Origin of the sequence: Streptomyces sp. NPDC047085, from assembly GCF_040643735.1 — a bacterium.
In the GTDB taxonomy this organism is placed as follows: Bacteria; Actinomycetota; Actinomycetes; order Streptomycetales; family Streptomycetaceae; genus Streptomyces.
This window is the reverse complement of record NZ_JBEYUW010000007.1, coordinates 208,501-231,608: the sequence shown is the minus strand read 5'-3', so window position 1 is coordinate 231,608 and position 23,108 is coordinate 208,501. Positions and strand designations below refer to the sequence as shown.

At 72.3% G+C, this 23,108-nt stretch carries 14 protein-coding genes; all 14 read left to right on the top strand.

Going from position 1 to position 23,108, the window contains the following annotated elements:
• Positions 1 to 81: 81 nt before the first annotated feature.
• The 14 genes from ABZ865_RS24765 to ABZ865_RS24700 are packed head-to-tail and all read left to right on the top strand — an operon-like array spanning position 82 to position 23,080.
• On the top strand, positions 82 to 1,008 hold the full coding sequence (locus ABZ865_RS24765) for a DUF4255 domain-containing protein (RefSeq protein WP_361234230.1): 927 nt from the start codon (positions 82 to 84) through the stop codon (positions 1,006 to 1,008).
• Between the two features lie 36 nt (positions 1,009 to 1,044).
• Complete coding sequence (locus tag ABZ865_RS24760; RefSeq protein WP_361234227.1) at positions 1,045 to 3,009, top strand: ATP-binding protein; 1,965 nt, start codon at positions 1,045 to 1,047, stop codon at positions 3,007 to 3,009.
• A complete protein-coding gene (locus tag ABZ865_RS24755; protein ID WP_361234224.1) occupies positions 3,000 to 3,284 on the top strand; it encodes a hypothetical protein in 285 nt (94 codons plus the stop codon). Before ABZ865_RS24760 ends, ABZ865_RS24755 begins: the two co-directional genes overlap by 10 nt.
• Positions 3,281 to 9,895: a DUF4157 domain-containing protein gene (locus ABZ865_RS24750; protein ID WP_361234222.1), complete on the top strand. Its 6,615-nt coding sequence runs from the start codon at positions 3,281 to 3,283 to the stop codon at positions 9,893 to 9,895. Before ABZ865_RS24755 ends, ABZ865_RS24750 begins: the two co-directional genes overlap by 4 nt.
• Positions 9,896 to 10,444 (top strand): SUKH-4 family immunity protein, encoded by a 549-nt coding sequence (locus ABZ865_RS24745; protein ID WP_361234219.1) that lies wholly within the window; start codon positions 9,896 to 9,898, stop codon positions 10,442 to 10,444. It begins immediately after the preceding gene.
• Positions 10,441 to 11,127 carry a hypothetical protein gene (locus tag ABZ865_RS24740; protein WP_361234216.1) on the top strand — a complete coding sequence of 229 codons (687 nt, stop codon included), beginning with the start codon at positions 10,441 to 10,443 and terminating at the stop codon, positions 11,125 to 11,127. The genes ABZ865_RS24745 and ABZ865_RS24740 overlap by 4 nt, the downstream gene beginning before the upstream one ends.
• A gap of 13 nt (positions 11,128 to 11,140) precedes the next feature.
• The gene (locus tag ABZ865_RS24735) at positions 11,141 to 11,503 is read left to right on the top strand and encodes a hypothetical protein (RefSeq protein ID WP_361234214.1); all 363 of its coding nucleotides are present in this window, start codon (positions 11,141 to 11,143) and stop codon (positions 11,501 to 11,503) included.
• Positions 11,496 to 12,635, top strand: coding sequence for a hypothetical protein (locus ABZ865_RS24730; protein WP_361234211.1), 1,140 nt, complete (start codon positions 11,496 to 11,498; stop codon positions 12,633 to 12,635). Before ABZ865_RS24735 ends, ABZ865_RS24730 begins: the two co-directional genes overlap by 8 nt.
• A gap of 44 nt (positions 12,636 to 12,679) precedes the next feature.
• Positions 12,680 to 13,216 (top strand): phage baseplate assembly protein V, encoded by a 537-nt coding sequence (locus tag ABZ865_RS24725; protein WP_361234208.1) that lies wholly within the window; start codon positions 12,680 to 12,682, stop codon positions 13,214 to 13,216.
• A gap of 19 nt (positions 13,217 to 13,235) precedes the next feature.
• Positions 13,236 to 13,571, top strand: a complete 336-nt coding sequence (locus ABZ865_RS24720) for a hypothetical protein (protein ID WP_361234204.1) — start codon at positions 13,236 to 13,238, stop codon at positions 13,569 to 13,571.
• Complete coding sequence (locus tag ABZ865_RS24715; RefSeq protein ID WP_100824790.1) at positions 13,568 to 13,954, top strand: GPW/gp25 family protein; 387 nt, start codon at positions 13,568 to 13,570, stop codon at positions 13,952 to 13,954. Before ABZ865_RS24720 ends, ABZ865_RS24715 begins: the two co-directional genes overlap by 4 nt.
• A complete protein-coding gene (locus tag ABZ865_RS24710; protein ID WP_361234200.1) occupies positions 13,951 to 17,067 on the top strand; it encodes a putative baseplate assembly protein in 3,117 nt (1,038 codons plus the stop codon). The genes ABZ865_RS24715 and ABZ865_RS24710 overlap by 4 nt, the downstream gene beginning before the upstream one ends.
• Positions 17,064 to 20,900 carry a putative baseplate assembly protein gene (locus ABZ865_RS24705; protein ID WP_361234196.1) on the top strand — a complete coding sequence of 1,279 codons (3,837 nt, stop codon included), beginning with the start codon at positions 17,064 to 17,066 and terminating at the stop codon, positions 20,898 to 20,900. Before ABZ865_RS24710 ends, ABZ865_RS24705 begins: the two co-directional genes overlap by 4 nt.
• Complete coding sequence (locus ABZ865_RS24700; RefSeq protein ID WP_361234193.1) at positions 20,900 to 23,080, top strand: hypothetical protein; 2,181 nt, start codon at positions 20,900 to 20,902, stop codon at positions 23,078 to 23,080. Before ABZ865_RS24705 ends, ABZ865_RS24700 begins: the two co-directional genes overlap by 1 nt.
• The last annotated feature ends 28 nt before the right edge of the window (positions 23,081 to 23,108 follow it).

Below are 23,108 nucleotides of genomic sequence, written 5' to 3'. Positions count from 1 at the left end.
CAGCGGCGGGAGAGGCAAGACAAGAGGCCGCGCGAAGGGCCGGACGAGTGGTCACACGAAAGGAACCGAGGAACTGACGTCATGAGCAACGCACTCGCCATCGCCCATGTCAGCCAGGCCCTCGCCCTGCTGATCGAGTCCCACCTCCAGCCGGAGATCGACATGGCCGTCAAGGTGGAGCCGCGCAAGCCGCCCGCCGAGCCGCCCACGGACCCCACCATCTCCGTCTTCCTGTACCAGGTCACCCCCAACTCCTCCCAGCGCAACAACGACCTGCCCACCCGCGCGCCGGACGGGAGGCTCGTGCGCCGGGCCGCCGCCGCGCTCGACCTGCACTACGTGATCAGCGCGTACGGCGACGAGACCGAGCTGGTCGGGCAGCGGCTCATCGGCTCGGTGGTGCGCACGCTGCACGAGATACCGGTCCTGCCCGAGGACGTCATCGAACTCGCTGGTGAACGCCCCTACTTGGCGGGCAGCAACCTCGCGGAGGCGGCCCAGCGGGTGCGGTTCACGCCGACGGTCATGGACGTCGACGAGACGTCGAAGCTGTGGGGGATGCTCTACCAGACCCCGTACGCCCTGTCGGTGGTCTACCAGGCCTCCCTCGTGTTCATCGACGGCCTCGAGACGCCCGTCCCGGCGACGCCGGTCGAACGGCCCGAGGTGCGGGTGCTGCCGTTCGGGGCGCCGGGGGCACCGGTCCCTCCGGGGGCTGAGCCGCGTCCTGATGAGCCATCCGCCGACGGGCCTGAGGTCACCACTGAGGAGCCCGCTCGGACCAAGGCCACCAAAGCCGTGGCCAAGACGGTTGCCAAGACCGCTGCGAAGACCGCTGCCAAGACCACGGCGAAGACCGCTACCGAGAGCGTCGCCGAGACCACTGCCCATACCGAGGCCAAGGCTCCGGCGCGCACCCGGAAGAGCACGCCCCGGACCGCCCGATCCACGCCGCCCGCCGCCCGGAGGACGGAGCGCCGGGGCGGCGGCGAGAGCACGGAGAACTGAGACGGCATGGGCGACACGACGGGGGCAGGTGAACACATGGGTACGTACGAGCCGAGTGCGACGGAGGCGGGCAGCGCGGAGCTGACCGCCGGGATCCGGCGCGTCCTCGCCCGCGTCGACGCCCACGCGGCACGCGCCACCGAGCAGCAGGCCGCCGACACCCACACCGACACCGCCGTCGTCCCCGTGCCCGAGACCGCCACCCCTCTCGACGCCCTCGTCACCTGCTTCGGCCTCACCCCCTTCGAGCGCGACCTCGTCCTGCTCACCGCCGCCGACGAACTCGACCCGACGACCGCGGCGCGCTGTGCCGCGGCCTCCGGAGACCCGCAGCGCGCGTACCCCACCTTCTCCCTCGCGCTCGCCGCCCTGGACGGGCCGCACTGGAGCGCCCTGACCCCGGTGGCACCGCTGCGGCGCTGGCGGATCGTGGAGCTGGAGGACGAGACCCGGCTGACCGCCTCCCGGCTTCGGCTGGACGAACGCATCCTGCACTTCCTGCTGGGCTCGCCCTACCTGGACACCCGGCTGCACGGCCGGCTGCGCCGCACCCCGGCACCGGACACGCTGCCGCCCTCGTACGACCTGGCCGCGAGCCGGCTCGCCGAGGGCTGGACCGAGGACGGCCGGGACCCCGACGCGCCGCTGCTGGTCGAGGTGACCGGCGGCGATCTGCGCAGCCGGGCGGACATCGCCGCGGCCGCGGCCGCCCGCTGCGGGCTCGGTCTGTACGCGATGAGCGCCGAGGACGCCCCGACCGACCCCGCCGAACGCGACCGGCTGGCCCGGCTGTGGCAGCGGGAGGCGATCCTGCTGCCCGCCGCCCTGCTGGTGGAGGCCGGCGAACTCGACCGCGACCAGCGGGCCGCGACCGAGGCGTTCCTGGCCGGGGCCGCCGTACCCGTCGTCGTGTCCGGCGAGGACCCGCTGCGCACCCAGCGCCCGCACGGCGTACGCGTGCCCGTGCCCCGGCTCGACGACGACGAACAACTCGCACTCTGGTCCCAGGTGTTCGAGGAGATCACCGACCTCGGCGACACCGAACTCCGCGCCCTGGTCGCCCAGTTCCAGCTGCCCCCGCACGTCGTACGGTCCGCCGCAGCCGCCGTACGCCGCCGGCTGCCCCACGAGGACGAGCTGGACGCCGCCCAACTCGCCTGGCGGGCCGGGCTGGACGAGGCCCGGATCGGCATGGACGAACTCGGCCGCCGGATCGAGCCGCAGGCGGGCTGGGGCGACCTCGTGCTCCACGAGCGGCAGACCTCCGTGCTGCGGGAGATCGTCGCGCACGTGCGGCAGCGGGCGACCGTCCATCAGGAGTGGGGCTTCGCCGCGACCCTGCGCCGCGGCCTCGGCGTCACCGCGCTGTTCGCGGGCGGATCCGGCACCGGCAAGACGCTGGCGGCCGAGGTCATGGCGCGCGAGCTGGGCCTCGACCTGTTCGTGGTCGACCTCTCCCAGGTGGTCAGCAAGTACATCGGCGAGACCGAGAAGAACCTCCGCCGGGTCTTCGACGCCGCCGAACGTGGCGGCGCGCTGCTGCTGTTCGACGAGGCCGACGCCCTCTTCGGCAAGCGCAGCGAGGTCAAGGACAGCCACGACCGGTACGCCAACCTGGAGGTCAGCTACCTGCTCATGCGGATGGAGGCCTACCGGGGCCTGGCCATCCTCACCACCAACATGAAGCAGGCCCTCGACACCGCCTTCCTGCGGCGCATCCGCTTCGTGGTCGACTTCCCCTTCCCGGCCGAGCACGAACGCGCCGAGATCTGGCGCCGGGTGCTGCCACCGCAGGCGCCGGTCAAGGACATCGACCCCGCCCTCCTCGCCCGGCTCACCGTCGCCGGCGGCTCGATCCGCAACATCGCCCTGTCCGGGGCGTTCCTCGCCGCCGAGGAGGGCGACCCGTTGCAGATGCGGCACATGCTCGCGGCCGCCCGCACCGAGTACCTCAAGCTGGAGCGCTCGCTGACCCCGGCGGAGGTGCGCGGATGGGTGTGAGCGGACGGCCCTCGGCGATACGCGTGGAGATCGGCGAACTGGTGCTCGACGGCTTCCGGGCGGACCCCGCCCACGTCTCCGCCGCCTTCGAGCGCGAACTGACCCGCCTGGTACGGCTGCACGGCGTGCCGCTGGCGGCGAACGGCGCCGTGACCGTCGACGCGCTGAGCGGCCTCGCGGCGCTGCCGGCCGGGCTGTCCGCGCGCCGCCTGGGGCAGGAGCTGGCCCGCGCGGTGCACGAAGGCCTCAGCGGCCACGGGGAGGTGACACCGTGAGCGACCGGTCCCAGCAGGCGAGCGCCGAGCAGGCAGCCGAACAGCGCCGACGCAAGCGCAAGGAGCGGGCCGCCAAGTCCCGCGCCCCCGAGCCGAAGAACATCGTCAGCGGCGCCGGACAGCCCCTCGACCCCGGTGTGCGCCGGGAGTTGGAGGAGCAGCTCGGGCACGACCTGAGCCGGGTACGCCTGCACACCGGCCGCGACGCCGGCCTGCTCACCCAGCTGCTCGGCGCGGACGCCGTCGCCGTCGGCCAGGACATCCTCTTCGGCGAGGGCGCCTTCAAGCCCGGCACCGACGAGGGCCGCCGCCTCCTCGCCCACGAACTGCTGCACACCGTGCAGAACCCGCACGGCCTCGGCGCCCTGCGGGCCGGGCGGGAGACGGGCGCCGTCAGCCTGCCCCAGCAGGCCATCGAGCGGGAGGCCGAGTCGGCCGCCCGGGAGCTCGTCCGGCCCGAGCGGACCGAGTCCGATCCCGAGGTGGAGGAGGGCCAGGCCACCCCGGGCTGGCTGCGGTACGCCACCGTGGACGCCGACCGCAACCGCGCGGAGGCGATGGACCCGGCGACCCTCGTCGACCGCCTCGCCAACTCGGTCGTGCGCTCACTGCGCGGCGACCCCGAAGACCTGTCCCAGCGCACCCGCAAGCAACTCGCTCGGCTGCCCGAGGAGTTGCTCGACAGCGTCCTCGTCCGCCTGGAGAACCGGCTGCTCGCACCCGAGCACGACCGCGTGCTCGACCTCGTCGACGAGATCGGGGCGTACGACGACCACGCCCAGGACCTGGAACGCGACGCGCACGACGCCCCGGAGACCGAGCCGGACGCGGCGGACCAACTGCGCACCGAGCGCGAGAACGCCCGGCGGACGGCTTCGGAACAACGGGCGGAGCAGGACCGGCCGGGCCTCGCGCCGGGGCCCGAGAAGGAGCAGACCGACGAGGAGGGTGCGGCAGGCAGCACGCCGCAGAACGGCGGGACGCGAGAGAACGGGAGTACTCCGCAGGGCGGGGGCGCGCCACGCGGCGCGGAGCAGGAGGCGCCCGGCGCACGGGGGTCCGGCTCCGGGCGGGGTACGGCGCAGGGGCCCGCGTCGGGTGCGGGGGCGTCCGGATCCCGGCAGGAGCAGTCGTCGGCCCCCTCCGGTGGGGTTTCGGGTGGCGGGCAGCAGGGTGAGCGGAAGTCCGCGGACTCGGGGAGCCGGGGAGAGGGCGCGGAAAACAGCAGGCAGGGAGACGGGGGAGACAAGGGGGGCAGGGGAGACGAGGGCGGTCGGGAGCAGACCGAGCGCAAGGAGGCGCCCGCCGCGAGCAGGGAGGAGTCGGCGGCGAAGAACCGCCCGGGCGCGGCCGAAGCTGCCGTGTCCGGACGGCAGTTGAAGCAGCAGGACCGGCGGGGGCAGCAGCAGCCCGCCGGCTCGGCGGCCGCATCCGGCAAGGACGCCCGGCTCCCGGGCGCCTTCAGCACCCTCGACGGCCGGCGCACCCAAGACCTCGACGGTCCGGAGGAGCAGGCCGACGAAGACCCCTTCGGCTCCGGCAGCGAGTCGGAGGTCGAGGTCGGGGGAGAAGAGCCGAGCGCCTGGGACGTCAAGCTCCAGCCGGACGACTTCGTCCCGCAGCAGGACCTCGACGTGTCCGCCGTACCGACCGCGGACCAGCTCGACCCGGCCGCGTCCACGGCCCGGTCAGCGCCGTCCTTCCCCGCCCCACCGCCGACCAGGGCGGAGCAGGTGCAGGCCGAGCGCGAGGCGGAGGACGCCGAGGACGCGACGGCCGAACCCGAGGAGGACGCGGCCGAGCCCGACATGGAGCCGGGGCCGTCGGCGGAGGAGACCGAGGGCGGGCCGGACGACGGGGCCGGACCGGGCGGTCTCGCGCTGGAGCAGGCCGCCGCGGCGCCGCCCGCACCGGCCACCCGGGATCCCAAGAACGGCGACGACCCCAAGGCGGGTCCCGTCGCCGCGCAGACGACGGTGCAGGAGGCGCCGGGCAGGGCCGAGGGCAAGTCCGAGGGCGGCGGCGAGGCCAGGGAGTCGGCCGCCAAGGAGGAGAAGGGCACCGCCGCCGCGGGCGACAGGGGCGCCGGTGGCCAGGAGAAGGAGTCCCAGAAGGCGACCGGTGGCCAGTCGGCGCAGGCGGACGCCGGGGCGAGGGAATCGGGCGGGAGCGGCGCGGGCACCGGTAACACAGCCGGAGGCGGGGCCACTGCTCCGAGTACTGCCTCGGGAACGTCCGAGTCCTCCGGGACGTCCGGGCCCGCCGGAACATCCGGTGGCGCAGGCGCGCCCGGGGCGGGTGAGGCGCCCGCCCATGAGTCCCGTACCGCACCGCAGGCTCGCACGGAGGCACCGGCACCGACACCGGCGCCGACGCCCAAGGCCACGCCCGCTGCCGCGAAGACGGAACCCACGTCGGCGAAAGCGGCCCCGGAGCCCGCAGCCGAGCCAGAGGCCGCGCCGCAGCCCGGACCGTCGCCGAGCACAGCGACGACCGGCACCCCGCGCGGCGGTGGCGGTACCGGGGGTGGCGGCGGGACCGGCGCTCCCTCTCGCGCCAAGGGCAAGAAGGACTCCGGCCCGGTGCCGAACCTCTCCGGGGTCTCCCCGGAGGCGGGCCTGGCGACGGCCTCGAAACTCAAGCCGCACAAGGCACTTCAGGCCATGGGCGGCGTCGGCGGCGCGGTGGACCGTTCCGTCGGCGACGAGCACAAAGCACTGGCGTCGGCGCCTCCCTCGATGCAGCGCCCGGCGGGCGCGCCGCGGACGCTGGAGGGCAGGCCGAAGACGGACGCCCCGGCGCAGTACTCGCAGGACAAGCCCGCGGAGGCCCAGGCCCCGGAGCAGGAGAACGCCGAGGTCAAGGGCGCCAAGGAGCCCGAGGGGCAGATCGAGGCGGAAAAGGCCGAGGAGCCGGGCGGCTGGGACACCTTCAAGATGGCCCTGGGCTTCATCGGCGGCAAGATCGTGAACGGGGTCGCGAGCCTCTTCGGTGCCGACAAGCCGGTGGTGGATCCACAGGCGCTGGCCGCGAAGTTCGCGGGGCTGCCGACGAAGGACGAGGCGCTCAAGCAGGCCCAGGCGGGCAACGCGCCGGGTGTCCAGATGACGGGCGCGGCGGAGCGGACGGCCGGTGAGCAGGACGGCCATGTCGAGGCCAAGGGCCAGGAGACCCTCGGGACCGCCCGTGACGACTCCGGCCGGGGGATGGGCGAGGACCAGGTCTACCCCGACGCCCCCAAGGAGGAGCTGACCGCGCAGGTGCCGGGCGCGCGGGGCGGCGAGGGCGCGGCGGTCGAGGGCGGCGGGGCCACCGGCGCCGTACCGCCGGAGGCGGCCTCCGAGGTCGCGGAGCACGAGCAGGGCCCGCAGTTCCAGGCGGCGTTCAGCGACGGCCAGAAGAGCATGTCCGAGGGCCGGCAGGCCAAGGACCGCGACTTCCGTTCCTCGCAGGCCGAGCACAAGCAGAAGGTCGACGCCGAGATCGCGGCGAACACCAGGACGCAGGCCGGCGAGCGCGAGAAGGCGCTGGGCGAGGTCACCGCCCAGCGCGAGGGCTGGCGCAAGGAGCAGGACGAGGAGCTCAAGACCCTCGGCGACAAGAAGACCGAGCGGCACGACAAGGTCCGTAAGGATGTCGCGGACGAGGAGAAGAAGACCGACGACAACGTCGACAAGGAGAAGGAGGGCAGCGACAAGAAGATCCAGGACGAGAGCGACAAGGCCGAACGCGACGCGAACAAGCAGCGCGACGGTGCCGTCCAGGACTCGGGCAACTGGGTCAGCAAGGCCTTCGACTGGATCAAGCAGAAGGTCCTCGAGATCAAGAACGCGATCGTCCGGGTCATCCGGGCGGCGCGCGACGCCGTCATCGGCTTCATCAAGAACTTCAAGGACACGGTCGAGCGCTGGATCAACGACGCCCGCAAGAACATCGTCGAGGCGATCAAGAACCTCATCAAGGACCTGATCGAGTTCGCGCTGTCGATGGTGCGGGCGGTGATCGAACTCGCGGCGAGGATCCGTAAGTTCATTACGAACCTGATCGCGGCGGCGATCGCCCTCGTGAACCGGCTCGCCCAGGTGCTCAAGCAGGCCGTCACGGATCTGCTGAACGCCATCGGCAAGCTCCTCAGCAGCATCCTGGACGTCCTGAAGAAGGCGCTGCTGGCGGCGGTCAAGGCGATCGTCGACGCGGTGAAGGCCGTTCTGGAGTTCGCGTCGAAACTCCTGAGCGCCCTGGGTGCCTGGATGATGATCGCGGTCGACTTCCTCTCCGACCCGGGCGGCTGGCTGAGCGGCGCGAAGAACTCGGCGGTGGACGGCGCGAAGAACCACCTCTTCCGCGAGGTCTCGTCGGCCGTCAAGGCCTGGTTCCAGGAGAAGATCGAGGAGATCATCGGCGTCCCCAAGGCGATCATCGAGAAGCTCATCAAGGGCGGCTTCTCGCTCGACAAGATCGTCAAGGAGGCGTGGGACGCGGTGGTTCCGCAACTCCCGCTCATCATCGGTGAGTTGGTGATCACCAAGGTCGTCGCGAAGCTGATCCCCGGCGCCGGCTGGGTCATGGCCGTCATCGACGCCATCCGCACGGCCTGGGGCGCCCTGAGCGCCATCCTCCGCTCCCTGGGCGCGGTCCTCGCCTGGCTCAAGGCAGTCCGCATGGGCGGCGCCGGCATCCTCTTCGCCAAAGCGGTCGCGGCCGGCGTCGTTGCCCTCCTGGAGGTCCTGTACCAGGCCCTGCTCAACGGCATCGGCAAATACGTCGCCAAGGTGGGCCGCCGCCTGAAGGGCGTGGCGGCGAAGCTGGGCAAGCGCAAGGGTGACAAGCCGGGCGGCGGAAAGAAGACGGCCTCCGACGGCGCGGACGACAAGAGCGGAGCCGACAGGCCCCAGGCCGAGCCCGCGAAGAAGTCGGGCCCTGCTACGACGCAGAAGCCGCACCAGGACAAGGACGGTGCCCCCGGAAAGCCCGGGACGCAGGCCGACGCCAAGACTCCCGCGAAGCCCAAGTCACCGACCGGCAAGGACAAGAACGGCAGGCCGAAGGACGGGGACGACAAGCCCGACACCAGGCCGACGCCGGCCGCGAAGCCGAAGCCGAAGGCGGAGCCCCGGCCGAAACCGAAGGAAGAGCCCGACGCGGGGACCAAGCCGAGGACCCCCGACGGCAAGACCCCCGGCAAACCCAGGGACGACAAGGACAGCGCCGGCAAACCCAAGGACACCGACGGCAAGTCCCCCGACGGACCGAAGGATCACGACCCGAGCAAGCCCAAGTCCCATGACAAGGACACCCCGGCCAAGCGCAAGTCCGACGCCGATCAGGACAGGCACAGGGACAGGACCAAGGACAGGGACAAGGACGGCGACAAGCCCGGCAAGCCGAAGAAGAAGGACGAGGACGGCAGGCGGCCGAAGGACAAGCACGAGTCGAAGGGCCCGAAAAGGCCTAAGCGCGACAGGCGTGAGGACCGGCGGCCGAAGGACAAGGATCCGGAGAAGGAGAAGAAGGACAAGAAGGACCAGCGCAAGAGGGACGAGAACTCCAAGGAGTCGAAGGAGGACCGCCTTCAAGCGATAATCCGCAGAATTCGCCCCAAGCTGGAGGGTCTGCTCAAGCGTGGTGTGAACAAGTCGGTCCTCAAGGGCATTCTTGTCGGTCTACGAGCCTGGTATCGGCTCACCGATCTCTCCACCGAAGGGGCCCGCCCTTTCACGACGACAGCCACGCTCAATCCGACGGGCAAGGTGACGACCCAGGAACAGGCTCGTATCGCGATCGAGGCCCACCTGAACAAGCTCGGCGAAAAGAAACAGCAAGAGCTGGAAGAAGCTCTCGGCTTCACCGGAGGGTCACCCTGGCTCGTCCTACTCGATGACAGCGGACTGGACGCGCTGGTGGCAAAGGTGAAGCGCATTATCACGGATCTCTCGGATGACCTGGAAAACGATCCCGATCGGGATGCCCGGCAGGTCATCCGGGAAGCAGAGCGGGACGCCCGGGAAGCGCTCAAGAAGAAAGAGGCAGGCGAAGACGTCACTCTGGGGACCAACAAGCAGATTTCTGATGGCCTGGCCAAAGCCAGTCGTGTTTCGAAGTTCCAGGAATCCACCCACCGATTCACGGCCAAGCGAGAAACCCCTGAACCCGGGAAAGCCAAGGTCACATGGAAGCAGGACTTCGACAAGATCGGCTATACGCGCAAGGTGTTGATGCTGAAGAAGGCTGAACAGGAAAGCAAGCTGGTAAGGACGATCACGGGTGAGTACGAGGAGGATAATCTCATTGAAATGGACACCCCTGAGAAGCGGCAGCGAATGGAGGATGCAAGGCGAATAAAGGAGCTCACCAAGGGCTATGGGCAGGCGGTCAGGGTGCTCGCTCTCGAGCGGTCAAGTCACGACAAGGATCTTCAGAACAGAGTGAAGCGAATAGTCCTGAGTATGGATCCTGATCACGAAATCGATCTCTTCCTCGATGGGCTAGACTCCTACAAGAACCTGAAGATGCTCGACAGTGACACGAACAGGAAGATGGGGCCCAAGGTGAACAAGACGTTCGAAGCCGAAGGGACCCTCGTCACCATAGAACCTGAATGGTGGTTTTAGATGGTTTCGCACCTCGACCTCGTCCGGACATTCGGCGAGCAGAATGTCACCTCGGTGAACTACGAACAACTTCGCGCAATCGGCCTCCAGTCGGGGGTGGCGCGCGTTCTTTCCGAGGTCGGCCTGCCCAAGGAGTTGTCGCCCATCTTTACCACTCGGGTGGTGGGTGAGCCGGTGAACTTTTCTGTCCATGAATTCGATGCTTCGGGGCGGGATGCGAAAATCCTGGTCATCGGTGGGTCGCCCGGCGACAAGGATGTCCGCTATTTCCTCGACGTCCACGAAGGACTCGTGGGGATGTTTGCCCTCACCGAGGGCGACATGCAGATGGAGACCATCAACAGCACCATCCATGATTTTGTCGCGTTCCTCCAGCAGTGCGGTGTCTATCTCAAGAAGATCGACGCAGCAGCGGAGGCGGAGCGACTGGAACTTGTTGAGGAGCTCCGGTCCCGTCTGGCCGAGCAGGACCCACCGGCTCTGGAAGTGCCCGACAGCTGGTGGTCCATCGTCGTGGACCATCTGAAGGGGCAGGAGAGTCGCTCGTGACCCGCTACGCCGACATCCCCAAACCCATTCGCTCCGGCATCGTCGTCGTCGACCCCGACCGCGGCACGCCCCAGCGCGTCATCGTGCTGCAGTTCAACCCGGACACCCTGGAGCGCAGCATCGCGCCGCAGTCCGCCGGGGACGGTGGGGACGCGGGTGGGGGTGGAGCCGGCAGCGGGGACCGCAACGAGGCGTTGCGGCTCAAGGGCCCCGCGCAGGAGACGTGGAAGTTCACCGCCGAGATCGACGCCACCGACCAGCTGGAGATCGCCGCGCCCGACGGGATCCACCCGCAGCTCGCCACCCTGGAGATGCTCGTGCAGCCGACCACCGCGCAGCTCCGCGCGGCGACCCGGCTGTCGCGGAAGGGCGCCATCGAGATCAGCCCGATCGAGATGCCGTTGACCCTGTTCACCTGGGGAAGCAAGCGGGTCATGCCCGTCCGGCTCACCGAACTCTCCGTCAACGAGTCCGCCTTCGACGTGAACCTCAATCCGATCCGGGCCTCGCTCAGCGTCGGGATGAAGATCCTCACCGTGAGCGACCTGCCCGCCGGGCATCGCGGAGCCGACCTCTACATGGCGCACCTCGCGCAGAAGGAACGGCTCGCGGCCGCGGCGCGCGGCGGGGGCCTGGGCGCGCTCGGGCTCGGCGGAGCCGACCTCGTGACCGGCAGGGGATGAGGAGAGAAACCACATGGCAGACATCGAGCCGTACGAGAGCGCCCTGGACTCCATACCCGGGGCCCATCCCTACCCGCGCACCAGCCGGTACCACGACGCCGAGATCGGGGTGCACCGGAAGGACGACGGGACCGAAGTGCGGTACACCAAGCGGCGGTTGCTGCCCCCGCTCGACGAGGAGACGGAAGCGCACGTCGTCGGCGCCGGCGAGCGGCCCGATCTGCTCGGGCAGCGCTTCTTCGGCGACCCGGGTCAGTGGTGGCGGATCGCCGACGCCAACCCGGTCCTCGACCCCCGGGAGCTGACGGACGAGACGGGGCGGGTGATCGGCATTCCGCTCGCCGGCGGATTCGCCCGCGGAGAGCGGCGTGTCTGAACAGCCCGTGGGGCAGGGCCCCGTCCACGTCCAACTCCTCATGGGACCCACCCTGGCCCGCCCGGTCCCCGCCGAGGTCGCCGAGGCACTGCTGTCGGCCCAGATCACCGCCACGGCGGGGGAGCGCAGCGGCTTCCAGATCGCCTTCGACCTCACCAAGAACGGGCTGATCAGCACGCGGTTACTCCCGGAGGGGTACTTCGACCCGAAGACCCGCGTCATCGTCACCGTCAGCGTGCGCGGCACCCCCGAGGTGCTGTTCGACGGGCTGATCGTGCGCCAGGAGGTCGGCGCCAGCAACATCCCCGGCCACTCCACCCTCACCGTCACCGGCGAGGACCTGACGCTGCTCATGGACCTGGAGGAGCGCACCGCCCGCTACCCCAACCTGCCCCCCTCCGAGCGGGTCCTGGCGATCCTGCGCCGGTACTCCGACTACGGCATCCGGCCCGACGTCTACACCGAGAAGGTGGCCCAGCCCCCACACCAGGACCTCCGCGTGCACTACCAGACGGGCACGGACCTCCAGTACGTCACCGAGCTGGCCCGCGCCAATGGATACACCTTCTATCTGGAGCCCGGGCCCAACCCAGGTCAGTCTTCGGCCCGTTGGGGTCCCGAGGTCCGGCTCGGCCTGCGGCAGCACGCACTCAACGTCAACATGGACTCCCAGTCCACCGTCGACCAGCTGACCTTCGCCTACGACGGCACGGCCCGCGAAGAGCCGCAGGCGCGCTGGCAGGACCCCGGCACCCGGCAGGCCACCCTGCTGCCCCAGCCGCCGATCAGCCCCCTGCGCCCGCCCCTGGGCAGGCGCCCGACCCCGGCGCTGAAGCGCAGGACCCTCGCGGGCACCGCCAAGCAGCAGCGCGGACAGGCCGAGGCCGAACTGCTCGCCAGGGCCGCGGTCTCCGCCGACGTCGTTTCCGGCTCGGGCTCCCTGGACGTCAACCGCCACGGGTTCATGCTCCAGCCGCGCCGGCTCGTCGGCGTGCGCGGCGCGGGACGGGCCTACGACGGCGACTACTACGTCAAGTCCGTCACCCACAACCTCCGCCCGGGCTCCTTCCAGCAGAACTTCACCCTCACCCGGGAGGGCCTGGAAGCACGCAGCGACCACGTCCGGCCGTAGCACAGCCGTAAGACCCATGACCATCGACCAGGAGCACCCTCACCATGGCGGCACCCAGCAATCGCTACCTCGGCAAGTTCCGCGGCCGGGTGGTCAGCAACGACGACCCGTTGCGCATCGGCCGGATCACGGCCGAGGTACCGGACGTCCTCGGCGACGAGCCGTCCACGTGGGCGCTGCCCTGTCTGCCGTTCACCGGACCGGAGTCGGGCCAGTTCGTGGTGCCGCCGCCCGGCGCGGGCGTGTGGGTGGAGTTCGAGCAGGGGGACCCCAGCTTCCCGGTGTGGACCGGCTGCTGGTACGGCGACGCCGGTGAGCTGCCGCCCGACGCGCGCCGCGAACTCCAGGCGAACGCGGCGGCCAAGCCGGTCGTCGTGCAGACCCCGGGGGCCCACAAGATCGTGCTCAACGACACCGCCGGCGCCGAACAGGGGATCCTCCTGCAGGCACAGGGTGGCGCCTACATCCGCATCACCAAGGAAGCCGTGGTCATCGCCACCGGCGCCGGCGCCGAGATCGTGCTGCGCGGTCGTGAAGTGACCATCAACGAGGGCCAGTTGAGCGTCCTCTCCAAGCGATAGACACGGGGGGAAGAAGAACGTGTCCGGAAGTCTGTTGGACGCGGGCGCCGTCATCGGATGTCCGCACGGCGGCCGCGTCGCGCCCGCCGCGACACCGTCCGGTGGCCTGCGGATCGCGGGCGCCGCCGTCGCCACGGCCGCCCAGACGTACGTCGTCACCGGCTGCCCGCACACCGTCGCCGGTGTGCCCTCGCCGTGCGTCTCGGCCCGCTGGACCGCCGCCGACACCGGCGTCACGGCCGACGGCGCGCCGGTGCTGCTCGACACCTCCGCCGCCCAGTGCTTCAGCGCGGCCCTCGTCCCGCAGGGGCCGCCCCTCGTCCAGGCCGCGCAGCGAAAGGTCACCGTCCGATGAGGCCGACCAGCGGGCGAGCCCGCACCGACATCGCGTTCCCCTTCCACGCCGACCGCCGCGGGCGCACCGCGCACGCCCGCCCCGCCGAGCACGTCCACGACCTGATCGAGCAGCTGCTGTTCACCAGCCCCGGTGAGCGCGTGATGCGCCCCGACTTCGGCTGCGGACTGCTCGACCTGGTCTTCGCCCCGAACACGCCCGAACTGGTCAGCACCCTCGAACTCTCCGTGCAGGCCGCGCTCCAGCGCTGGCTCGGCGACCTGGTCGAGGTCGTGTCCCTCGACATCGAGAGCGGCGACGACGTCGTACGCGTCCATCTCTCCTACCTCGTGCGCGCCACCGGCGCCGTCCGCGAGGACGTCTTCGAGGGGAGGGCGGCATGAGCACGGGTACCACCCGGCGAGCCAAGGTGCGCGCCGCCCAGCTGGGCGGCGTCGACGCCGTCGAGGTCAGCGACGACGGGCTGCAGCTCACCGTCACCTTCCTCGGCAAGGCCCCGCACGGCCTCGGCCCGGAGAACGTCCGCATCGACGGCGGCCGGCGCGTCACCGGCATCACGGCCGTTGACGTCAGCGTCGAACGCGAGGAGGACCCGGAGCTGGACGACCGGCTCCACGTCACCCTCGACCGGGCCGGCGACACCTCCCGCTACCGGCTTTCGCTGGTGGAGGCCGACCCGTACGGCAGGCCCGGCACCGAGCCCTACCGCGGCTTCGACCAGCGCTACTTCAGCGCGTCCTTCGCCTTCCGGCCCGACTGCCCGACGCCCTTCGACTGCGTGGACGACGGCGAGGACACGCCCGACTTCCCGGCCGCGCCCGTCGTCGACTACACGGCCCGCGACTACGACACCATCCGCAAGCTGCTGCTCGACCGGCTCGCGCTGACCACCCCCGACTGGGTGGAGCGCAACCCCGCCGATCTCGGCATCACGCTGGTGGAACTGCTCGCGTACACCGGGGACCAGATCAGCTACCAGCAGGACGCGGTCGCCACCGAGGCCTACCTCGACACCGCCCGCCGCCGGGTCTCGGTACGCCGGCACGTCCGGCTCATCGACTACGCGATGCACGACGGCTGCAACGCGCGTGCCTACGTCACCGTCGAGACCGCCGCCGACCACACCCTGGCCCCGGGCACGTTCCGCTTCGCCTCCGTCGACGTCCGCTCCCTCGACCCGCACGACCGCCCCGAGCCCGGCACCGTCATCGACGAGAACGACCTCGGCGACCTGGACGAGCGCGGCTCCGTGGAGGTCTTCGAACCGGTCGTCGCCGCCGACCCGCTGCGGCTGCGCGTCGCGCACAACGCGATCCGCCTGTGGACCTGGGGCGGCGAGGTGTGTGTCCTGCCCAAGGGAGCCACCGCGGCCACCCTGTGCGACGAGTGGGCGGACCCGGAGACCTGCCGCGAACGCCGGCTGAACCTCAGCCCGGGCGACGTCCTCGTCCTGGAGGAGGTCAAGGGCCCGCGCACCGGCACCCCCGGCGACGCCGACCCCGCGCACCGCCAGGCCGTACGCCTGACCTCCGTCACCCCCGGCCTGGACCGCATCGAGGACCAGCCCGTCCTGGAGGTCACCTGGGCCGCCGAGGACGCCCTGCGCTTCCCGCTCTGCCTGGCCACCCGCGGCGGCCGCGACTGCCTGCCGGTCGAGGACGTCACCCTCGCCCGCGGCAACACCGTCCTCGTCGACCACGGCCGCTCCGGACTCCACGAGAGGGTCACCGTGCCGCCCGTACCGGCCGTCGTGACCCCCTGCGACCCTCCGGACTTCGGCTGCGGCGACCGCAGGGACGGCAACGCACCCGCACGGCTCATCAACTCCCTGACGGACAAGGCGGAGAGCGGACAGGCGCTCACGCCCGACGACATCCGTGAGCTGTTCGAGGTCGTGGGGGAGGTGGCCACCATACGCGTCGGGCTCGGGCTGGAACGGGCCGGGCAGCGGCATGAGCAAGTGGTGCCCGGCACGGTGTACGCGCAGGCCGCCGCCCTGCGCACCCTGCTCGCGCAGTCCGTCTACCCCGGCATCCGGCCCCGCTTCCGCCCCGTCCTCGGCCGGGCGCCGGTCACCCAGGCCGTGCCGTTCCCCGACCCGGCCGCGGTCGCCGCCGGGCAGGCCGAGCGGATCGCCGCCATCCCGGAGCGGGTCCGGCAGCGGCTCGTGGAACTGTGGCGCAGCGCCCGCGACCGGGACGGGCTCGGCGAGGAGGAGACCGCCGAACTCGCCGTGATCTACGGCCTGAAGGTGCTGGAGCGGCTGGAGCTCCGCCTCCACCCGGTCCGCGCCCTGCGTGAACTTCTGCACCGCAGCGACGAGTTGCTCGACGCCAAGCTGCGCCGGGTGAAGATCCTCACCGCGCGGGCCCGCGCCGGCTCGGTCCTCGACGGGCACATCGCCTGGGAGATCGCGCACAGTTGGGGCCCCGCGTACGCGGCCGGACTCCACCCCGAGGAACCCGTCCTGCGCGGTCCGGCGGCCGCCGCTCTCGCCCAGGACCCGCGCCGCGCCCTGCCCGCCGTACGTCTCCACGACGGCGACCGGAGCTGGGAGCCGCGCCGCGACCTGCTCGACAGCGCCGCTCGCGACCCGCACTTCGTCGGCGAGTTGGAGGACGACGAACGCCTCGCCCTGCGCTTCGGCGACGGACGCCACGGCGCCCGGCCGACGCCCGGCAGCCGCCTCGCGGTGCGCTACCGGCTCGGCGGCGGCACCGCGGGCAACGTCGGCGCCGAGGCCATCAACCACCTCGTCGTCACGATGGGGGAGCAGGGCGAACCGGACGAGCCGGTACCGGCCGCCACGGTCCGCAACCCGCTGCCCGCCACCGGCGGCACCGAGCCCGAACCGCTGGAGCAGGTGCGACAGTCGGCCCCGCTCGACCTGCGCCGCACCCGGCTGCGCGCGGTCACCGCCGAGGACTACGCGGCCCTCGCCTCCGCGCTGCCCGGAGTGCAGCGGGCCGCCGCCGAGATCCGCTGGACCGGCAGTGCCCAGGAGGCGCACGTCGCGATCGACGCGTACGGCAGCGGCACCCCGTCGGACGCGCTGCTCGCCTCGGCGGCGCAGGCCCTGGAGGCCTACCGGCGCATCGGGCACGAGCTGGTCGTCGGACCCGCCCGGCTCGTGCCGCTCGACATCGCGCTCACCGTCTGCGCCAGGCCCGGCCACCAGCACGGGCAGATCCTGGCCGAGCTGTACCGCGTGCTGGGCAACGGCCGACTGCCGGGCGGACGGCTCGGCTTCTTCCACCCGGACGCCCTGAGCTTCGGCGAACCGGTCCGGCTCAGCCGGCTGGTGGCCGCCGCGGCGGCCGTCCCCGGGGTGGAGAGCGTCGAGGTCACGCGGCTGCGGCGACTGTTCGAACAGGACCGAGGAGAGAGGGAGGACGGCGTGCTGCGGCTCGGCCCGCTGGAGATCGCCACCTGCGACAACGACCCGGACCGGCCGGAGAACGGGCGGCTCGAGATATCCCTCGGAGGTGCCCGATGACCGCGCCGACTCCGCCGACCCCGCAGACCCCGCCAGCTCCGGAGACTCCGTCGACTCCGCCCTGCTCCTGCGGCGGCGCGTGCGGCGGCCACGACGAGCGCCTCGCCCCGCCCCCGGTCCACAACCCGCCCGGCCGCACCGCCCTCGACTACCGCGTCGGCGAGTACGGCTCCTTCCTCGCCGCCCTGCTCGACCGGCTCGCCTCGCCCGCCTACCCGGCCCTCGCCGGGCTGACCGTCCGCACCCCGGACGATCCGGCCGTCGGCCTGCTGGACGCCACCGCCGTCCTCGGCGACCTGCTCACCTTCCACTCCGAGCGGATCGCCGACGAGGCCTACATCCGCACCGCCAACGAGCACCGCTCGCTGGTGCTGCTCGGCCGGCTCGTGGGACACCGGCCGCGCCCCGGCGTCGCGGCCGGCACCCACCTGGCGTACACCCTCGAACGCGACCCGCGCGCCGAGGCCCTGCCCGTCCTCATCCCGCGCGGAGCCCGCAGCCACAGCGTGCCCGCCTCCGCCGACGAGCAGTCCCTCACCTTCGAGACCGCCCGGGACCTCACCGCCCGCTGGGACTGGAACGAGCTGAAGGTACGGCGCCGCCGCCCCTCCCTCCTCACTCCCGAGGACCTCGACCGCCGCTCCGCCCTGTTCGTGGAGGGCACGGCGAACTCCCTCCAGACCGGCGACCAGCTCCTCTTCGTCTTCGGTGAACAGGCCGGTGGACTACGGAAGTTGCTGCCCGTGGCAGGCGTCCGGATCGACCGGGAGGACGAGATCACCGCGATCTCGCTGCCGAAGTCGGCCCCGCCCACCCTCAAGGAGCTGGTGGACGAGGTACGCCGCTGGACGGCGGCGCCGGCCGCCCCGGGCGAACCCGGCGACGAGCCGCCCACACCCCAGGTGCCCAATCCGCGACCGGTCAGCCGGCTGATCGAGGACTTCGAGGACCAGGTCCTCGCCCCGCTGCGCACGGACCTGGACGGCATCAGGACGCCGGAGCGCCTCGCGGCCCGCCTCGGCGAGCCCGTCGCCCGCCTCCGCGAGGCCCAGGTGCTGGCCGAACCGTACGAGGACGTGGCCTCCTGGTTCGAGCAACTGGAGGCGGTGCTCGCGGAACTGGCCGAGCGGGCACTCGAGTTGGCCCCGGCCCAGCCGGCGGAGCACGCCACCGCCAAGCAGGCGGACGCCCAGGCGCCCGCCGACGTGGGCGCGCGGGCACACCCTGCTCCCGACCCCCGCCAAGCCGCCCTTCAGGCCCTGAGCGCCGTCCTCCCCGCCCTGCGCACCGCCACCCCCACGCCCCCGGCAGGCCCCCGCACCCGGCGACCCGGCGGCGACACCGCCCGCCTCCTCTCCGCCCTCAACCCCGGCCTCGGCGGCCTCTACCCGGCCTGGCGCACGGCCACCGCCCCCGGCGGCCCGCAGCTGCTGCGCGAGCTGCTCGCGATGCGCGTCACCGCGGCCCCCTTCGGCGCCACCGCCCCGCTCAAGCCCGTCCAGGACGCGAACGGCCGGGTCATCCGCACCGCCGACTGGCCGCTGACGGGCGCGGTGCTGGCGAGCATGCGCGTGGTGTACGACCCGGCCGGCAAGGTCCCGGTCCGGGCGGAGTTCCAGTACGTGGAGGGCGCCAGCAGCGACCAGCGCGCCGAGAACCTGCCCGTCACGCAACAGCTCACCTTCACCCTGGGCCCGGGCCAGGTCGACCTGTCCACCCGCTCCCCCCAAGACCGCGAGCTGAACTGGCTCAACCGACGTCCGGCCACCGCCGCCGAGGAACCCGGCGTCACCGCCCGTCTCCACGCCGGCCTGCCCGAACGCCGCCTGTTCGTGTCCCGCCCGGACGACGACGGCCAGGTGCACATCGGCATCCACAACGGCACCCCCCACGAGATCTCCCTGCGGCCCGGCGCCACCGAACAGTTCACCCACGGCGAGTACGAGGTGAGCGTCCGGTACACGGTGGGCAGCACCGAACCCAACGTCGAGATCGTCATCGCCGCCAAGCCGGAGCCCGTCAACCGCCGTATCCTGCAACTGGACAGCGTGCACGACGGCATCACCGTCGGCAGCTGGGTCGCCGTCCAGCGGCCCGCGAAGGGGACCTCCTCCGTACCCGGCGACGCCAAGCTCTCCTTCGTCACCACCCAGGTCGTGGCGGCCCGTACGGCGGCGTACTCGAACTACGGCATCACCGGGCGCGGCACCGAACTCACCCTCGCCGACCCCTGGCTGGACGAGTTCGACGTGCTGCTCTCCCACATCCGCGACACCACCGTGCACGCGGCAGGCGAACCGCTGCGCCCGGCCGACGAGCCGCTCGGCGAGGACGTCCACGGCAACGAGATCGAACTCGCCGAGCTGTACGACGGGTTGCGGCCCGGGCGCACCCTCATCGTGACCGGCGAGCGCACCGACGTCCCGGGCGCGGCCGGGGTCACCGCCACCGAGGTGGTCACGCTCGCCGCCGCCGACCCGGCCGTCGACCCCCGACTCCCCGACGACCACGTCCACACCCGGCTCACCCTCACCGCCGACCTCGTCCACCGCTACCGCCGGGCGAGCGTCCGGATCCTCGGCAATGTCGTCGAGGCCACCCACGGCGAGAGCCGCGAGGAGGCCATCGGCAGCGGCGACTCCGACCGCGTCAACCAGACCTTCGCGCTCTGGCAGTCCCCGCTGACCTGGCTCGCCGCCGACAACCCCCTCGGCGCGACACCGGTGCTGGAGATCCGCGTGGACGGCGTCCTGTGGCACGAGGTCGACAGCCTCGCCGGGCGCGGCCCGACCGAGCGGGCGTACATCACCGGCACCGCCTCGGACGGCCGTACGACCGTGACGTTCGGCGACGGCGTCCACGGCGCCCGGCTGCCCAGCGGCCACGAGAACGTCCGCGCCCGCTACCGCTTCGGCACCGGCAAGGCCGCCGACGTACCCGCCGACCGGATCACCCAGCCCCTCACCCGCCCCCTCGGCGTCACCGCGGTCACCAACCCGCGCCCGGCGACCGGCGGCGCCGACGCCGACGGACCCGGCCTCACCCGCCGCACGATCCCGCTCGCCGTCTCCGCCCTGGACCGGCTGGTCTCCGAGGCCGACTACGAGGACTTCGCCCGCTCCCGCGCCGGCATCGGCCGGGCCGCCGCCCGCGAACTCTTCGACGGCCAGCGGCGCGTGCTGCACGTGACGGTCGCCGGCACCGACGACGTGCCGCTCGCCGAGGACAACCTCCGGCCCCTGAGCGCCGCGCTGACCGAATACGGCGACCCGAACCTGCCGGTCCGCGTGGACGTCCGCGAACTCGTCCTGCTGCTGATCGCCGCGAAGGTGAAGGTGGCCCCCGACCACGCCTGGGAGTTCGTCGAACCCCGGCTGCGCCAGGCGCTGCTGCGCCGACTCGGTTACGAGGGACGCGAGCTGGGGCAGCCCGCCCGCCTCTCCGAGGTCCTCGCCACCGCGCAGTCCGTGCCCGGCGTCGACTACGTGGACGTCGACGTCTTCACCGGCGTCCCCGCCTCCGCCACCCCGGAGCAGCTCACCGGACTGCTCACCGCGCCGGGCACGCCGCGGGCGTCCGTCCCCGCGCACCCCGCGGCGTACGAGGAGCGGACCCACACGGTCCGCGACGCGCACGGCGAGACCCTGTCGTCCGTCTGCGCCCGCCACGGCCTCCCGCTCGCCGAACTCCTGCGCCTCAACCCCGACATCACCGACACCCGGCGCCTGGCCAGGGGCCGCACGGTGTTCGTCTTCCGCGGCATCCGCCCGGCCCAGCTCACCCTGCTGTCGGCGCGCGCCGCGGACACCCTGATTCTCACGGAGGTCAAGTGATGGCCGCGAAGCCGACGGACGTCCAGCTGGAGACTCCGGCCCCGGTGCTGCCCCGGGAACCCGACGGGCTCGCCGAGCTGCTGCCCCGCCGCCACCGGCTGCGCGACGCCGAGGAGGGCGAACCGCTGCGCGCGCTGCTCGCGGTGATCGCCGAGCAGCTGGACCGGGTCCGCGACGGCGTCCAGCAAGGCTACGAGGACCTGTTCGTGGAGACCGCGGCGCCCTGGGTGCTGCCGTACCTCGGCGACCTGGTCGGCTACCGCACCCTGCCCGGCTACGAGCGGGTCCTCACCACCGGCCTGCACGGCGGCGGCCGGGAGGCGCTCGCGGAGGCCATCGCCCCGCGCGCCGACGTGGCCGCGACGGTCGCCCACCGCCGCCGCAAGGGCACGCTCCACCTGCTGGAGGAACTCTCCGAGCAGGTCGCGCAGTGGCCCGCGCGCGCCGTCGAACTGTCCCGGCACGTGGCCCACACCCAGCCCGTGAAGCTGTACGGCACCGGCGGCCGGCGCGGAGACCGCGGCCGCCTGCTCGACCTGCGGGACGGCTCGGCGCTCTCCGTCGCCGGCGGCCCCTTCGAGGAGACGGCCCGGACCGTCGACGTACGCCGCGCCGACTCGGCCAGGAGGCAAGGTGGTTGGACGCCGTCCGGGGTCGGCCTGTTCGTCTGGCGGCTGAAGCCGTACGCGCTGACCTCCTCCCCGGCCTACTGCATCGACCGTGCCCGCAACCTCTACACCTTCTCCATCCTGGGCAACGACACCCCGCTGGCCACCAAGCCGGTCCCGGAGCCCTCGCCCGCGCACATCGCGGCCGTCGACAACGTCCCGGCGTTCATCACCCGCCGTCTGCTGCACGACCGGCTCGCCGACTACTACGGGCCCGGCAAGAGCCTCGTCATCCGGCGCGACGGCGAGGACCGGCCCGTGCCGCCCGCCGACATCGTCGTCGCCGACCTGTCCGACTGGCGCTACCGGCCGAAGCGCGGGCAGGTCGCCGTCGACCCGGAGCTGGGCCGGATCGCGTTCGGCTCCCGCCAGGCGCCCCGGCAGGGTGTGTGGGTGGACTACCACCACGCGTTCGGCGCCGACATGGGCGGCGGCGAGTACGAACGCCCCGACCGCGAACCCCGCCCGGACGCGGACTTCTACCGGGTCGGCCCCGGCCAGCCGTACCGGCGGATCATGGACGCCTACCGCGCCTGGCAGGACGAGCGGGGCCCTGGGCGCACCGGCATCATCGAGATCACCCACAGCGGCGCCTACCAGGAGCAGCTGGACTTCGACCTCGACCCCGGCGACCGCCTCGAACTGCGCGCCGCCGAGGGCACCCGGCCGGTGATCCGGCTGCTGGACTGGTACAGCAATCGCCCGGACGCCCTCAACATCCGTGCGGTGCAGGACGACTGCGCCCCGCACGAGCGGCCCCGGGTCGTCCTCGACGGACTGCTCGTCGCCGGACGCGGCATCAACGTCACCGGCCCGATGGGTGCGGTCGTCGTCCGGCACTCCACGCTCGTGCCCGGCTGGTCGCTGGAGCCCGAGTGCGAGCCGCACTCGCCCGACGAGCCCAGCATCGTCCTGGACCGCACCACCGCCTGCGTCCAGATCGAGCACAGCATCCTCGGCACCATCGAGGTCATCGGCGACGAAGTGAGCGAGGACCCCCTCGACATCCATCTGCGCGACAGCGTCCTGGACGCCACCGGCGACGACCGCGAGGCCCTCTCCGCCCCCGACTGCCGGCACGCCCACGCCGTCCTGCACCTGCACCGCACGACGGTCATCGGCGAAGTCCACACACACGCGGTCGAGATCGCCGAGAACTCCGTCTTCACCGGCAGGCTCCACGTGGCCCGGCGCGGCATCGGCTGCCTGCGGTACTGCTCCGTCCCGCCCGGCTCACGCACCCCGCGCCGCCACCGCTGCCAGCCCGACCTCGTCGGACCCGAACAGGCCGGGCGGGTCCGGCCGTTGTTCACCTCCGAGCGCTACGGGACGCCCTGGTACGGCCAGTTGGCCGACCGCTGCGCCGAGGAGATCCGGCGCGGCGCCGACGACGGTGCCGAACTCGGCGCCTTCCACGACCTGTACCGGCCGCAGCGGGAGGACGGCCTCAGGGCGCGGCTCGCCGAGTACACCCCGGCCGGCGCGGACGCCGGGATCTTCTTCGTGACGTGAGCGGTCCAGCCGCACGACCCACCCGCAG

Bases quoted from the DNA above. Each gene is read 5' to 3' on its own strand.
- ABZ865_RS24745 (WP_361234219.1), top strand. From the start codon at position 9,896: ATGGTTTCGCACCTCGACCTCGTCCGGACATTCGGCGAGCAGAATGTC.
- ABZ865_RS24760 (WP_361234227.1), top strand. From the start codon at position 1,045: ATGGGTACGTACGAGCCGAGTGCGACGGAGGCGGGCAGCGCGGAGCTG.
- ABZ865_RS24700 (WP_361234193.1), top strand. From the start codon at position 20,900: ATGGCCGCGAAGCCGACGGACGTCCAGCTGGAGACTCCGGCCCCGGTG.
- ABZ865_RS24735 (WP_361234214.1), top strand. From the start codon at position 11,141: ATGGCAGACATCGAGCCGTACGAGAGCGCCCTGGACTCCATACCCGGG.
- ABZ865_RS24705 (WP_361234196.1), top strand. From the start codon at position 17,064: ATGACCGCGCCGACTCCGCCGACCCCGCAGACCCCGCCAGCTCCGGAG.
- ABZ865_RS24715 (WP_100824790.1), top strand. From the start codon at position 13,568: ATGAGGCCGACCAGCGGGCGAGCCCGCACCGACATCGCGTTCCCCTTC.
- ABZ865_RS24725 (WP_361234208.1), top strand. From the start codon at position 12,680: ATGGCGGCACCCAGCAATCGCTACCTCGGCAAGTTCCGCGGCCGGGTG.
- ABZ865_RS24755 (WP_361234224.1), top strand. From the start codon at position 3,000: ATGGGTGTGAGCGGACGGCCCTCGGCGATACGCGTGGAGATCGGCGAA.
- ABZ865_RS24710 (WP_361234200.1), top strand. From the start codon at position 13,951: ATGAGCACGGGTACCACCCGGCGAGCCAAGGTGCGCGCCGCCCAGCTG.
- ABZ865_RS24765 (WP_361234230.1), top strand. From the start codon at position 82: ATGAGCAACGCACTCGCCATCGCCCATGTCAGCCAGGCCCTCGCCCTG.